Source organism: Accumulibacter sp., from assembly GCF_029255125.1.
Taxonomy (GTDB): domain Bacteria; phylum Pseudomonadota; class Gammaproteobacteria; order Burkholderiales; family Rhodocyclaceae; genus Accumulibacter.
Genome location: NZ_JAPUVR010000138.1, coordinates 1 through 13,894, shown reverse-complemented (window position 1 = coordinate 13,894; position 13,894 = coordinate 1). Strand labels below are relative to the sequence as shown.

Here is a 13,894-nt window from a genome sequence, read left to right as displayed (position 1 = left end):
TGCCTGCTTGATTGCAGGCTCTTCGACGTCACACGAGCATGGCGGCAGCCGGAACCGAGAGCCTAGAAACGACCAACGCGGCCGCCGCGGACAGCCTGCTGAGCCGCGCCCGCGAAGCGCTGGCGCGTCTGAGCAACAAGCAGAAGATCATCCTGATGGTCGCCCTGGCAGCCGTCATAGCGCTGCTGGTCACGGCGACGATACTCTTTCGGCAGAGCGACTTCCGAGTTCTCTTCTCCAATATCGGCGAGCGCGATGGTGGCGCGATCATCGCCACGCTGGAGCAGATGAACGTCCCTTACCGCTTCAACGAATCGGGCAGCGCCATCCTGGTTCCCGCCCAGCGCGTGCATGACGTCCGCCTGCGTCTGGCCGCACAGGGCCTACCGCGCGGCAGCGCGGTCGGCTTCGAGTTGATGGAGGGACAGAAATTCGGCATCAGTCAGTTCGCCGAGCAGATCAACTACCAACGCGGCCTGGAAGGTGAGCTGGCGCGGACGATCCAGTCGATCGCCGCGGTCCAGGCCGCGCGCGTCCATCTGGCGATTCCCAAACCAACGGTCTTCATGCGTGAAGAACTCAAGCCATCGGCCTCGGTCCTGCTCAACCTCTACCCGGGCCGCGCGCTGGAACCGGTGCAGATTGCCGGCATCCAGAATCTGGTTGCCGCCAGCGTGCCGCAACTGAGCGCGGCCAACGTCACCTTGCTCGACCAGAGCGGCGCGCTGCTCTCGCAGATGAAGAGCAAGTTGCTTGAGGCCGGGCTCGACCCGACGCAGGTCAAGTACGTTCAGGAGGTGGAAGCGAGCATCATCAAGCGCGTCGAGGACATCCTGGCGCCGCTCGTCGGCCCAGGCAACGCGCGCGTACAGATTGCCGCCGACATCGATTTTTCGCAAAGCGAACAGACAGCGGAAACGCATCGGCCGAACACGACGCCGCCCGACATCAGCATTCGTAGTCAGCAGACGAGCGAGACGGCGAGCACCAGTCCAACAGCCCAGGGGGTTCCCGGCGCGCTCAGCAACCAGCCGCCGGTGCCGGCCAGCGCGCCGCTCACCCAGCCGCCGGTCGCCGGCGCCGGTGGCACTGCTGCACCCGGCCAGCCCTTGCCCGGCCAGATCAACGCGGCGGGCGTTCAGGCGCCGATCGCCAGCGTTGCCCAGCCAATCAGCACAAGCAAGAATTCGACGATCAACTACGAGATCGACAAAACGATTCGCCATGTCAAGCAATCGGTCGGCACGATCAGACGCCTTTCGGCGGCCGTCGTCGTCAATCAGCGCAAGGAAATCGGCAAGGACGGCAAACCGGCCAACCGTGCGCTGCCCGACGCCGAGCTGAAGCAGATCAGCGACCTGGTCAAGGAAGCCATGGGCTTCAACAAGGACCGCGGCGACACGATATCGGTCGCCAACGCGCCGTTCACCGTCGTCGAAAAGGAAGAGGGTCTGCCTGCCTGGCGCGATCCGGAAACCGTCTCACTGGCCAAGGATCTGATCAAGTACGGCGTGATTGCCGCCATCGTCGCCTATCTACTGCTCGGCGTCGTTCGCCCGCTGATCCGGACGATGCTCGAGCGTCCGCCAGGCGAACGAGCGGCTGCCGGTGGTCAGATCGACGTGATCGCCGACGAGGAAGAAGGCGAAGCCGAGGAGCCGGTGAAACACGTTCCGACAGCCGCCGAACTGCTCGAAAAGAAGCTGACCCGCGCGCGCGCTCTGGCCCAGCAGGACCCGCAGGCGGTAGCCAACATCATCAAGGAATGGATGGGTGCCAATGGCGGCTGAAGACGGCATCGAAAAGAGTGCGATCCTGCTCGTCGCGCTCGGCGAGGATTACGCTGCCGAGGTGCTCAAGTACCTCGGACCGAAGGAGGTGCAGAAAATCGGGCAGGCGATGGCCGCGCTCAAGTCGGTGGCGCGTACGCGCGTCGAACAGGTGGTCGACGACTTTCAGCAGATCGCCGAGGACTCGGCGGCGGTGCATGTCAATGCCGACGCCTACGTTCGTTCGGTGCTGACCAAAGCGCTCGGCGACGACAAGGCGTCCAACCTGATCTCACGCATCCTCCAACCAGGCGATACCAACGGCATCGAAGGGCTGAAATGGATGGATGCGCCAACCGTTGCCGACCTGATCAAGAATGAACATCCGCAGATCATTGCAACGATCCTCGTACACCTGGCGCACGACCATACGAGCGACATCCTCAACCAGTTTTCCGACCGGCTGCGCAACGATGTCGTCCTGCGCATCGCAACGCTCGAAGGCATCCAGCCGGAAGCCCTCAAGGAATTGAACGACGTCATGCTCCGCCTGCTTTCCGGTTCCGCCAGCATCAAGAAATCGGCCATGGGCGGCGTACGGACAGTCGCCGAGATCCTCAACTTCATGGGAACTGCCAACGAAACCACGGTGCTCGATTCGATTCGCGAGTACGATCCGGACCTGGCGCAGAAAATCCTAGACGAAATGTTCGTCTTTGAAAACTTGCTCGACCTCGACGACCGGGCGATACAGCTTCTGCTGCGCGAAATCCAGTCCGAATCGCTGATCCTCGCCATGAAAGGCGCCAACGAGGCTCTGCGCGAAAAGATTTTCCGCAACATGTCGCAGCGCGCATCCGAAATGCTGCGCGAGGACCTGGATTCACGTGGCCCGGTGCGCCTTTCCGAAGTCGAAGCCGAACAGAAAGAGATCCTGAAGATCGTCCGCCGTCTGGCCGACGAGGGACAGATCGTCCTCGGCGGCGCCGGTAACGAGGAAATGGTCTGAGCCCCGGCAGGTCGTCGACGCGCGTCGATCGATCGACGCGCTGACCGGCGGCGAACCGGCCATACGCAACGACAGACAGCAAGAGAACGCATGATGGACAAGCTGGAAAATCGGGACAAGCGAGTCGATGAGCGCAGCGGCCGGTGGCACGGTGCACACGTGCCCCAACGCGAGAAAGCGAGCATCTACCCGTTCGCCGCCACGGATCGTCGATGAACCCGTGGATCCCCAAGGAAAAGTTGACCGCTTACCAGCGCTGGGAGGTGGCAGCCTTCGACGAGCAGGCGGACGCCACACCGCATGAACCGCCGCCATCGGCACCCGAAGCCGTCGCGCCCAGCGCCGAACCGGTCGAGATTCGGCCGACGGAAGAGAGCCCGGTCGAGGAGCACGCGATCGTTCTGCCAACGGCCGAAGAGATCGAGCGTATGCATCGCGAGGCACACGATGCGGGCTACGCGGCCGGCTACCAGGCGGGCCTCGGCGCCGCCCAGGCGATCGCCGGACAACTCGCCAGCGTCCTCGACAAGCTACCCGAGGCGCTGGCCGCCATCGACCAGACGGTGGCCGACGAACTGCTCGCGTTGGCTCTCGAAATCGCCAATCAGGTTCTCCGCTCGAGTCTGCGCGTCCGCCCCGAACTGCTGCTACCGGTAGTCAGGGAAGCGGTGACGACGCTTCATCCGCATCACGGGCAGCCGCTCCTGTTTGCCCATCCGGACGACGCCAGTCTGATCCGCACTCACCTTGGCGAGCAACTCGCGCACAGTCACTGGCGCATCCTCGACGACGCAGCGCTGACCCCGGGCGGTTGCCGGGTTGAACTCGGCGCAAGCGAGGTTGACGCCACGCTCGAAACGCGCTGGCGGCGCGTCATCGAAGCGATCGGCATCAACCCGGAGTGGCTGGCGAAGGGCGAGCCATCCGCACGCGATCGCGGGCAATGAGCGACCCCGGCAAAAACCCGCATCTGGCCGCCTGGCAGAGCTTTCTCGTCGGCTGCCGGCAGGCCGCGCGCCAGGCCAGTTCGCTGCTCCCCAGCGGACACCTGACACGGATCAACGGCCTGGTCATGGAAGCGTCGGGACTCAAGCTGCCGCTCGGCAGCTCGTGCCGGATCATGCCGACCGGCGGCTCGCCGATCGAAGCCGAGGTCGTCGGCTTCAACGGCGAACGGCTCTTCCTGATGCCCTCGGACGATGTCTACGGCCTCTCGCCGGGCGCTCGCGTCGTCGCGCTGGAAACGCGCAACCGGCCACCACAGGTCGGTCAACCGCCACCCGCACGGCGCCGTTCGATCGACCGCGCAAAGCTCGTTCCGGTCGGCGATGAACTCCTCGGTCGCGTGCTCGACGGCGCCGGACGGCCACTCGATCGACTTGGCCCGCTGCAGGCCGGCGCGCTTCGCCCACTGCAAAGCCGACCGTTCAACCCGATGTCGCGCGCGCCGATCGACCATGTCCTCGATGTCGGGGTGCGCGCGATCAACGCACTGCTCTGCGTCGGGCGCGGGCAGCGCATGGGGTTGTTCGCCGGATCGGGCGTTGGCAAGAGCGTCCTTCTCGGCATGATGGCGCGCTACACCGCAGCCGAGGTCATCGTCGTCGGCCTGATCGGCGAGCGCGGACGCGAAGTCAAGGAGTTCATAGAGCAGATTCTTGGCGACGACGGGCTGCGCCGTTCCGTCGTCGTTGCCGCACCGGCTGATGTCAGTCCGCTGATGCGCCTGCAGGGCGCCGCCTATGCGACGAGCATCGCCGAGTATTTTCGCGATCGCGGTCGGCACGTCCTCCTGATCATGGATTCGCTGACCCGCTACGCGATGGCGCAGCGCGAAATCGCGCTCGCCATCGGCGAACCACCGGTCACCCGCGGCTACCCGCCATCGGTCTTCGCGCGCCTGCCGCAACTGGTCGAGCGTGCCGGCAACGGGCTCGAGGGGGGCGGCTCGATCACCGGCTTCTATACCGTCCTCGCCGAAGGCGACGACCAGCAGGATCCGATTGCCGACGCAGCGCGCGCCATCCTGGATGGGCACATCGTCCTCTCGCGGGCGCTCGCCGATGCCGGACACTACCCGGCGATCGACATCGAGCAATCGATCTCGCGCGCCATGGTCAGTCTGGTCAGCCCCGAGCACCTCGAACTGATTCGCCGATTCAAGAGCCTGTTTTCACGCTACCAGCGCTCGCGCGACCTGATCAGCGTTGGCGCCTACGTTGCCGGCTCCGATCCCCAGGTCGACCAGGCGATTGCCTTCTACCCGCGCTTCGAGACCCTCTTGCAGCAAGCGCTCAGCCAACGCGCCGACTTTACGAGCAGTCTCGCTGACCTCCAGACGCTCTTTGCGCGCGCCACCTGAAACGCGCCACCGGTGACTGTCCACGATGAGCAAACCCTTCGCCCTGCAGACCGTGCTCGAACTGATGCAAACCCGCAGCGACGCCGCGACGCAGCGGCTCGCCCGCCTGATTGCCGCCGAGCAAAGCGAGAAGGGCAAGCATGCGCTGCTGAAACAGTATCGCGACGAGTACTCGGCGCGCTTCCGTCAGGCCGTGCAGAACGGCATCGGGCAGCCACAATGGCTCAACTTCCAGCAGTTCCTCGACCGCCTCGACGAAGCGATCGAGCAGCAGGCACAGGTTGTCCGCCGCCACGAAACGCAAACCGTCGCCGGCCAGCTCGAATGGCAGCAGCAGCAGATCAAGCTGAAAGCCTTCGACGCCTTGGCCACGCGCCATCGGCTGCAGCAAGCGCGCCAGGAAACGCGCCAGGAGCAGAAGGTGCAGGACGAACACGCAGCACGCCGCGGAAACGGCAGCGAGGAGCAGTGAAGCGCTGGCACGGGACTTGCTTCAAAGTCTGCACTACGTCCGCCCAGAAGAACGATCATGACGATCTCCATCGTTTCGCAACTTACCGCCTCGTCCCTCGCGGCGACCACCGCCGGCAGCCGGACGGATGAAGCACCGAGCGCCGACCTGGGCGCCGTGGTCGCCGATTTCGCCAGTCTGCTCGCCGCCTTTGCCGTCGACACGCGGAGCAGCCAGAAGCCGCCGGAGGACCAAAACCAGACAGACGCGACCGCGCAGATACTTGCCGATGCGCCGCCCACGCCGGGTCTTGCCGATGCCCTGGCGGTGCAGGCAGCCGGCCAGGCAGCAACGCCCTTGCGGTTCGTCACCCTGGCCGCGGCGATACCGACCGCCCGCATTGGCGTCGCCAGCGCACTCGGCGAGGCGGCCACCAGCGGCTTGCCGAACGAAGATCCGGCGCCCGCCGGTACGGTTCGGCTGCTCGCGCCCTTGACCGACGAAGCGGCCCTACGCGACGCCGCAAGCGCTGGGAGCGCCGCCGACGGCCGGCAAACGCTGCTTGCGGCAGCGGCCACCACCGAGCCACGGGCGGCAAAACTTGCCGCTTTCAGCCTTGCCGGGGCAGAACCGGACAGCCGCCAAACCGCCACAGCAGAGTCCAGCTCGCCGCCGCTCGGCGCGCTGCTGCCCATGCCGAACGGCGCGCATCCTTCGCCCGCCCCCGTCGACGGGCATCCCGCACAGCACGTGGCAACACCGCTCGGGCATCCGGCCTGGACCGACGACTTCGCGCAGAAACTGTTGTGGTTCGCCGACAACGACCGGCAGCAAGCGCAACTGACGCTCAACCCGGCACAATTGGGACAGGTCGAAATCACCCTGAGCATCGACCGCGAGGTAACCAGCGCGCACTTCGCGTCGGCCAACGCCGATGTGCGTAGCGCCATCGAAAATTCGCTGCCGCGGCTGCGTGAACTGTTGGCCGGCGCTGGCGTCCAGCTTGGCCAGGTTACCGTCGGCAGCGAGTCCGATCGTCAGCCACCGACCGCACGCGAGGACGCATCGCAGTCTCCCCGGCGAAGAGGTGATGACGCTATACTTGGCATTGCTTCGGGCACCGGGCAGGCGGCGCACACGCTGGCCATCCGGCGCGGCAACGCGCTGGTCGACCTCTTCGTGTAGGCACTGCGCCCGCCGCCTTGCCTGAAGCACGCGAAGCGCAAACGAAACAGGCTGACCAGCAAATCAGGGAGAGAAGTGCTCGATGGCCACCAAGGATAGCAAGCCCGCCGGGGACAGCGCCGAAGCTACCCCGGCGAAGAGCAGCAAGAAGCTGCTGATCATCATCGTCGCCGCGGTCGTTCTCGTCCTCGCGCTGGGCGGCACAGCCGCTTTCTTCCTGCTCAAGAGCAGCCCTGAACACGACGAGGAAAACGGCGAAGCTGCGGTCGAGAAGGCAAAGCCGGTCAAGAAGAAGAAGGTCGATCGCGAAGCAGCGCCGATCTACGTCGCGCTCGACGCCTTTACCGTCAACCTCGTACCGGAAAATGGCGACCAGTTCCTGCAGTTGATTGCCGCGGTCGAGGTCGAGGATGCGCAAACCGGCGACCAGCTCAAGGTGTATATGCCCAAGTTGCGCAACGACATCACGCTCCTCCTGTCGAGCAAGAAGGCGTCCGAGCTGATCGCGAAGGAAGGCAAGCAGCGTCTCGCCGAAGAGATCAAGGACCAGATGAACCATATCCTCGACCCGGCGGCGAAAAACAAGAAAAGAGAAGGGCCGATCCGCGACGTCCTGTTCACTTCGTTCATCATTCAGTAGCCAGCCACAATGAGCACGGATTTCCTCTCCCAAGACGAGGTAGACGCCCTCCTCAAGGGAGTCACCGGCGACGCCGAGGAGCCGGAAAGCGGGGAAGAAATCGATGGCGGGCCACGCCCTTACAACCTCGGGACGCAGGAAAGGATCGTCCGTGGGCGGATGCCGACGCTCGAACTGGTCAACGAACGCTTCGCACGCTACCTGCGGATCGGCCTGTTCAACTACATGCACCGCAGCACCGAGATTTCGGTCGGCTCGATCCGCGTTCAGAAGTACAGCGAATTCACGCGCAATCTGGTCGTGCCGACCAACCTCAACCTGGTCACCGCCAAGCCACTGCGCGGCACGGCACTCTTCGTCTTCGACCCCAGCCTGGTCTTTCTCGTCGTCGACAACATGTTCGGCGGCGACGGGCGGTTTCACACCCGGGTCGAAGGACGCGATTTCACCGCCACCGAGCAGCGCATCATCCAGGGATTGCTTTCCGTCGTCTTCACCGAGTACACTCGGTCATGGAAGCCGGTATACGAACTGAGTTTCGAGTACGTCCGCTCGGAAATGAATTCGCAGTTCGCCAACATCGCCACGCCTTCCGAAATTGTCGTTTCAACGAGCTTTTCTCTGGAGTTCGGCGGATCGAGCGCTGACATGCACATCTGCTTCCCGTATTCGATGATCGAACCGATCCGCGACCTGCTCTACAGCGCGATGCAGAGCGATCAGTTGTCGACCGACCGGCGCTGGATCATCATGCTGCGCAGGCAGTTGAAGAACGCAGAAGTCGAAATCAGCGCGCAATTGGCGACGACCACGGTCACCCTGCGCCATATCCTCAACATGCAGGTCGGCGATGTGATCCCGATCGACATTCCCGAAACGATCGTCGCCCTGGTCGACGAGGTTCCGCTGATCGAATGTCGTTATGGCCAACAGGGTCGCCAATACGCCTTGAAGGTCGAGCGTTTCATCGCCACCGATGGCGAGGAAGCGCCGCTGGGAGAACTGCGTGGCTAAGACAGCGGACGAGCCGGAAGACCCGCCGGGCAGCAGCATCGACGACGACTGGGCAGCCGCGATGGCCGAACAGGCGCTCAGCGATGCCGCCTCGGCGGCCGGCCCGCAGACGGCGAACATCTTTCCGAGTTTCGACGATCCCGGCGGCAAGCCTTCGCTGATGAATGAGCTCGACATGATCCTGGACATCCCGGTCCAGATTTCGGTCGAACTCGGGCGCACCAAGATCACCATCAAGAACCTTCTGCAACTTGCGCACGGCTCGGTGGTCGAGCTCGATGCGCTGGCCGGCGAGCCGCTCAACGTCTATGTCAATGGCACACTGATCGCCCAGGGCGAGGTGGTCGTCGTCAACGACAAGTTCGGCATTCGCCTGACCGACATCGTTACCCCCTCCGAACGTGCGCGCAGAATCGGCCACTGAGCCTCCCGCTGCTTCGGCAGAACACGGCCGGATTGGCCAGCCGGGTGGCGTGATCTGCCAGGCGAACGCCAGCCGCGCCGGCACCAGGCTCGTGATGTCGCATTTAGTACGCGCCTGCACCGCACTCCTGCCAGGCGGCGCCTGGGCACAGGCGGCCAGCGGCGATCCCGGCGTGTCGACCACAGCCATGCTACAGACCGTCCTCGGCCTTGTCCTGGTCATTGGCGTCCTCTTCCTGGCCGCTTTTCTCCTCCGCCGACTCAACGGTGGACGCGGCTTCGGCAGTAGCGGACCACTGCGGATCGTCGGCGGCTTGATCGTCGGCGCCCGCGAGAGAATCGTCCTCGTCGAAATCGCTGACACCTGGCTCGTCATCGGCCTGGTACCAGGCCAGATCCGAACGCTGCACACACTCCCGAAAGGCGAGCTGCAAGCGCCGTCCGCTGCCGATCAACGCTTTGCGCTATGGCTGAGGCAGCTCTCGGAACGCAAGAATGAAGGCAGCTAGAGCGATCGTCTTCCTCCTGCCTGCCGCGCTCCTCATGCCTCTCGCCGTCTGGGCACAAGCCGGCGGCGGCCTGCCCGCCTTCACCAGCACGCCCGGACCCGGCGCTAGTCAGACCTACACGCTATCGATACAGACGCTCCTCACACTGACGGCGCTCACCTTCATTCCCGCCGCCTTGCTGATGATGTCCAGCTTCACCCGCATCATCATTGTCCTTTCGCTGCTCCGGCACGCGCTGGGCACCCAGACCTCGCCACCCAACCAGGTTCTTCTCGGGCTTTCGCTTTTTCTCACCTTCTTCATCATGTCGCCGGTGCTCGACACGGTCTACACGGACGCGTACGTCCCTCTCTCCGAAAACCGGATTACCTATCTGCAGGCGATCGAACGCGGCGCCGTTCCGCTGCGCAAGTTCATGCTCAAGCAGACGCGCGAGGCTGATATTGCCCTCTTCGCCCGGATGACCAACGCCCCGCGTTTCCAGACCGCCGACGATGTGCCCATGCGCCTGCTCATCCCGGCCTTCGTCACCAGCGAACTGAAGACCGCCTTCCAGATCGGCTTCATCATCTTCATCCCGTTTCTCATCGTCGACATGGTCGTGGCCAGCGTGCTGATGTCGATGGGCATGATGATGATGTCGCCCGTGATGGTCTCGCTGCCCTTCAAGCTGATGCTTTTCGTCCTCGTCGACGGCTGGCACCTTCTGCTCGGCTCGCTGATGGCGAGCTTCGCCGCATGACGCCCGAACTGGTCATGGATATCGGTCGGCAGGCGATCGAAATGACGCTGCTCCTGTCAGCACCGCTGCTCCTCGCTGCGCTGCTCATCGGCCTGGTGATCAGCGTCTTCCAGGCGGCGACGCAGATCAACGAACAGACGCTGTCGTTCATACCCAAGCTGGTCGGCATGTTCCTCGTCCTCATCCTGGCCGGACCGTGGATGCTGCAATTGATGGTCGACTACATGCGGCGACTGCTCGAAAGCATTCCCCTCTTCATCGGCTGACTGCCGCGTGATCAGTCTCTCGGCCAACGAGATCAACGCCTGGGTAAGCGCCTTCTTCTTCCCCTTGGCGCGCATCCTGGCCATCCTGGCTGCCGCCCCGCCGTTCAGCAACCCGGCGCTGACGCTGCGCGTCCGGCTCGCCGCCGGCCTGGCAATCACCTTCGCCATCACCCCCATACTGCCGCCAATCCCGCCGCTCGCCCCGGGATCGGCAGCCGGGCTCCTGATTCTCGCCCAGCAAATGCTGATCGGCCTCGCCATGGGTTTCGCCATGCGCCTCGTCTTCACCGCCGTCGACCTCGCCGGCGAAATGATCAGCATGCAAATGGGGCTAGGTTTCGCCAGCGCCTACGATCCGCAGACCGCTGGTCAGACGGCCGTCATCTCTGAATTTCTCGGTCTGCTCGCGCTGCTCGTCTTCATGTCGATCAATGGCCACCTGATGGTCATCGCCACGCTCGCCCAGAGCTTCGCGCTGATCCCGATCGGAATTCAAAGCGCAGACCCGACCAGCTGGCATAAACTGGCGCAGGCAGGCAGCATCATCTTCTCGTCGGGGCTTTTCCTCGCGCTGCCCATCCTCGTTGCCCTGATGATCACCAACCTCGCGCTCGCCGTGCTCAGCCGGGCAGCGCCACAACTCAACCTGATGGCCATTGGCTTCCCGCTCACCCTGGCACTCGGCTTCGCCAGCTTGATCGTTGCCCTGCCCTACCTGAGCCAACCATTGCAGCAGCTCTTCGAACTCGGCCTGCGCTCAATGATCGGCAACCTGTCGCCGCGCATGCTGTAGCCACGGCAATGCGACCGGCCGAGCCACACCAGCGATGCATTTTGTCCGCAACGGCAACAAGCGGAATATACTATCCAGCCAATTTAAGGGCGGATTCCCGACGAGTCCGCAACATCCCCTCATCGGCCCGTGCCGGAAGAGTTTCCATTCACCGAGTTGCAGGGAGTTGCCGAGCATATGAAAAGAGTTACCAAAGCGGTCTTCCCAGTCGCCGGACTGGGCGTTCGCTTCCTCCCTGCCACCAAGGCCAGCCCGAAAGAGATGCTGCCGATCGTCGACAAACCGCTGATCCAGTACGCCGTCGAGGAAGCCGCAGCGGCCGGAATCACCGACATGATCTTCGTCACCGGCCGCTCGAAACGTTCGATCGAAGATCACTTCGACAAAGCTTACGAACTCGAAGCCGAGCTCGAGCGGCGCGGCAAGACCGAAATGCTCGAGTTCGTGCGCAACCTGCTGCCGAAGGACATCAACTGCATCTACATCCGCCAGTCCGAGGCGCTTGGCCTGGGTCACGCCGTACTCTGTTCCAAACCGGTCGTTGGCAACGAGCCCTTCGCCGTACTCCTCGCCGACGACCTGCTCGACGGTGAGCCCGCGGTGATGCGCCAGATGGTGGACGTTCATGCCGAACACCACTGCTCCGTGATCGGCGTCCAGAACGTGCCGCGCGCGCATACCAAGAGCTACGGCATCGTTGACAGCCAGCCGTTGAGCGGCGGCGTCGAACACATCAGCAGCATCGTCGAGAAACCCGAACCGGCGAAAGCGCCCTCGACGCTAGCCGTCGTCGGGCGCTACGTACTGACGCCGCGCATCTTTCATCACCTCGCCCACATCGGCAAAGGCTCCGGTGGCGAGATCCAGCTTACCGACGGCATCGGTGCACTGCTTGCCGAGGAACAGGTCCTCGCCTACCGCTACCGCGGCACACGCTACGACTGCGGCTCCAAGCTCGGCTACCTGGACGCCACCATCGCCTTCGGCCTCCGCCACCCGGAACTGGCTGACGATTTGCGACGGCTGCTGGCGAAGTATGTGACGTAAGAACGAGGAGCTCGCCGCAAGCCGCTGCTGCGCCAGGCGACAAGCAGGCGCCGCACGAACCGGCGACAGCAGAACAGCACTCGCACGCAAGATCGACACGAAGGCGGAAGGGGGCGCTCAGTAGTTGCCCGCAAGCCTTGCGCCACGCCTGCGCTCGACCGGATGCGCGCTGGTCACGGCCCCAACCCCTGTTTAGCGGGCCAACAAGCATCGCTCGATGCATCAATGCCTCGCCTGCGACGAAATGCGCGCGTCGCACCACAAGCGCGCAATCTGTGATTCACCTGATCAGTTTCCTCGTTGCGCGGAGTGCGGCGCTGACGCGGAGCGCGCGATAGATTGCCAGCAGGCCGAGTTCGGCGGCGGTGGCTTTGCGCCCATGCAGCGAGCGTCCGTCGCACTGGTTGAAGATCGCGGTCACCCGGCGCTGGACGCACAGAATATCCCGCGCAGGGTCGCCCAACTGTCGGTGATTCCCGCGGCCTTGAGTCTGACGCGCAGAAACTGAACGCACTGCTAGGCGAGCACGGTAATGATCAGATGTCCGTCCGAGCGCGCGTCCCGCTTGTGATAGATCGGTCGCATGCCGAGCTTACCTTTCAGACTCCGGCACACACTCTCCAGGTCGGTGAGCATCGAGTAGGTCCGCCAGAGCTTCACTTCACCCGAGGAGAACTCGTTGGTGTGCAGGCATGCACGCAGCAAGCGCCGGGGTTCCCGGCTCTCGTCCGGGGACCGGCACCTTCTGCAAAGTGATCGCTGCCACCGTCTTGCCGGTTTCCTCGGTGACCACCTTGACCCTATAGTGCTGGCTGGCGCCAAGGTCCTCTGCTTGAGTCGGCCGAGATGTTCCAGGAACCTGTCGTGGCGTTTTTCTCTCCTGAGCTCTAGCAGGCCATCGCTCATCTGCTGCAATCCGGCCTCGAAACGCGCACCGAATTGCGCGCACCGCATCTTACTTGAGTTGCTGACTCGGTGAGTGGCAATACAGGCAAGCCTCCTGGCCATCCGGACTCAGTTCGTTCTGCAGATGCCCCCTTCTCCAAGTGCCAAGATAGCTGTCGCCGAAACTCACGCTGCGATTGGCATACTTTCGGTGGTGCTGGCGCAATCGCGCTTCGCTGATTTCCGGCCAGCGTTAAGGGTGACCAAGCCGGCAGCAGACCAGTTGCGACTACGGCCACACTCCAACGAGCAGGATTAGGCTGGCGCGGGGCCGGCGTCACGTAGCGGAAGCCGCTGTGGAGGTGCTCCGTGTTTTGTACCAGCGGACGATGTCGTTGGCCCACAGCCGAGCCTCTTCCAAAGACCCGAAGCCGCCGGCGGGAGATTCGCGCGATACTTGGCGGTGCGAGAGACGCCTCGGCCTGCCCATTGCCCCTCGACAGGCTGGGCCGCGAGCAGGACGGTTTGAGCCTCAGCTAATGGAGCATGAAAAGCCCGGTGGTGGCGTTCAAGGTAGCCCCGTTTTGGCCACGGAAGACGAGTTTGTAGCGCCGGCCATGGAGGCCGCCGGCGAACGCGGTGCGGCGGAGCAGATGGGCGGCGTGATCGGAGTAGTCAGAGGTTGTGAATTTTTCGTTTCAGCACTGCCACCCGGGGCAGCGGGCGCCGATGTCGCGCGGAAGGGAACAATTCTGCGGTGGCGTAGAAAGCGAGGCTGCCGACTCGCCTTTCCGCCTTT

15 protein-coding genes are annotated in these 13,894 nt (G+C 63.8%); 14 read left to right on the top strand and 1 reads right to left on the bottom strand.

Features of this window, described 5'->3' with window-relative positions; all coding sequences use genetic code 11:
- The first annotated feature begins 38 nt into the window (after positions 1-38).
- From fliF to galU, 14 genes are all read left to right on the top strand, one after another.
- Positions 39-1,790 carry a flagellar basal-body MS-ring/collar protein FliF gene (gene fliF, locus Q1L59_RS14970; RefSeq protein WP_300333683.1) on the top strand — a complete coding sequence of 584 codons (1,752 nt, stop codon included), beginning with the start codon at positions 39-41 and terminating at the stop codon, positions 1,788-1,790.
- Positions 1,780-2,778 carry a flagellar motor switch protein FliG gene (fliG, locus tag Q1L59_RS14965; protein WP_300333681.1) on the top strand — a complete coding sequence of 333 codons (999 nt, stop codon included), beginning with the start codon at positions 1,780-1,782 and terminating at the stop codon, positions 2,776-2,778. Before fliF ends, fliG begins: the two co-directional genes overlap by 11 nt.
- 212 nt (positions 2,779-2,990) lie before the next feature.
- Positions 2,991-3,725, top strand: a complete 735-nt coding sequence (locus Q1L59_RS14960; protein WP_300333679.1) for a flagellar assembly protein FliH — start codon at positions 2,991-2,993, stop codon at positions 3,723-3,725.
- The gene (fliI, locus tag Q1L59_RS14955) at positions 3,722-5,140 is read left to right on the top strand and encodes a flagellar protein export ATPase FliI (protein ID WP_300333677.1); all 1,419 of its coding nucleotides are present in this window, start codon (positions 3,722-3,724) and stop codon (positions 5,138-5,140) included. The genes Q1L59_RS14960 and fliI overlap by 4 nt, the downstream gene beginning before the upstream one ends.
- Positions 5,141-5,165: 25 nt before the next feature.
- Positions 5,166-5,612 carry a flagellar export protein FliJ gene (gene fliJ, locus Q1L59_RS14950; protein WP_300333675.1) on the top strand — a complete coding sequence of 149 codons (447 nt, stop codon included), beginning with the start codon at positions 5,166-5,168 and terminating at the stop codon, positions 5,610-5,612.
- 57 nt (positions 5,613-5,669) lie between these two features.
- The gene (locus Q1L59_RS14945) at positions 5,670-6,776 is read left to right on the top strand and encodes a flagellar hook-length control protein FliK (RefSeq protein ID WP_300333672.1); all 1,107 of its coding nucleotides are present in this window, start codon (positions 5,670-5,672) and stop codon (positions 6,774-6,776) included.
- An 82-nt stretch (positions 6,777-6,858) separates the two neighbouring features.
- Positions 6,859-7,416, top strand: coding sequence for a flagellar basal body-associated FliL family protein (locus Q1L59_RS14940; protein WP_300333669.1), 558 nt, complete (start codon positions 6,859-6,861; stop codon positions 7,414-7,416).
- Positions 7,417-7,425: 9 nt separating this feature from the next.
- Positions 7,426-8,430 (top strand): flagellar motor switch protein FliM, encoded by a 1,005-nt coding sequence (fliM, locus tag Q1L59_RS14935; RefSeq protein WP_300333667.1) that lies wholly within the window; start codon positions 7,426-7,428, stop codon positions 8,428-8,430.
- A 61-nt stretch (positions 8,431-8,491) separates the two neighbouring features.
- Entirely contained in the window at positions 8,492-8,854 is a 363-nt protein-coding gene (fliN, locus tag Q1L59_RS14930) for a flagellar motor switch protein FliN (protein ID WP_300333791.1), read from the top strand.
- A 94-nt stretch (positions 8,855-8,948) separates the two neighbouring features.
- Positions 8,949-9,362 (top strand): flagellar biosynthetic protein FliO, encoded by a 414-nt coding sequence (fliO, locus tag Q1L59_RS14925; protein WP_300333664.1) that lies wholly within the window; start codon positions 8,949-8,951, stop codon positions 9,360-9,362.
- A complete protein-coding gene (fliP, locus tag Q1L59_RS14920; RefSeq protein ID WP_300333662.1) occupies positions 9,349-10,104 on the top strand; it encodes a flagellar type III secretion system pore protein FliP in 756 nt (251 codons plus the stop codon). Before fliO ends, fliP begins: the two co-directional genes overlap by 14 nt.
- Positions 10,101-10,370, top strand: coding sequence for a flagellar biosynthesis protein FliQ (gene fliQ / locus Q1L59_RS14915; RefSeq protein ID WP_300333659.1), 270 nt, complete (start codon positions 10,101-10,103; stop codon positions 10,368-10,370). The genes fliP and fliQ overlap by 4 nt, the downstream gene beginning before the upstream one ends.
- A 7-nt stretch (positions 10,371-10,377) precedes the next feature.
- Positions 10,378-11,163 (top strand): flagellar biosynthetic protein FliR, encoded by a 786-nt coding sequence (fliR, locus tag Q1L59_RS14910; RefSeq protein ID WP_300333657.1) that lies wholly within the window; start codon positions 10,378-10,380, stop codon positions 11,161-11,163.
- A 177-nt stretch (positions 11,164-11,340) separates the two neighbouring features.
- Positions 11,341-12,210 carry a UTP--glucose-1-phosphate uridylyltransferase GalU gene (galU, locus tag Q1L59_RS14905; RefSeq protein ID WP_300333654.1) on the top strand — a complete coding sequence of 290 codons (870 nt, stop codon included), beginning with the start codon at positions 11,341-11,343 and terminating at the stop codon, positions 12,208-12,210.
- A 516-nt stretch (positions 12,211-12,726) separates the two neighbouring features.
- Here galU and Q1L59_RS14900 read toward each other — a convergent pair.
- Positions 12,727-12,915, bottom strand: a complete 189-nt coding sequence (locus Q1L59_RS14900; RefSeq protein WP_300333651.1) for a hypothetical protein — start codon at positions 12,913-12,915, stop codon at positions 12,727-12,729.
- Positions 12,916-13,894: the final 979 nt, after the last annotated feature.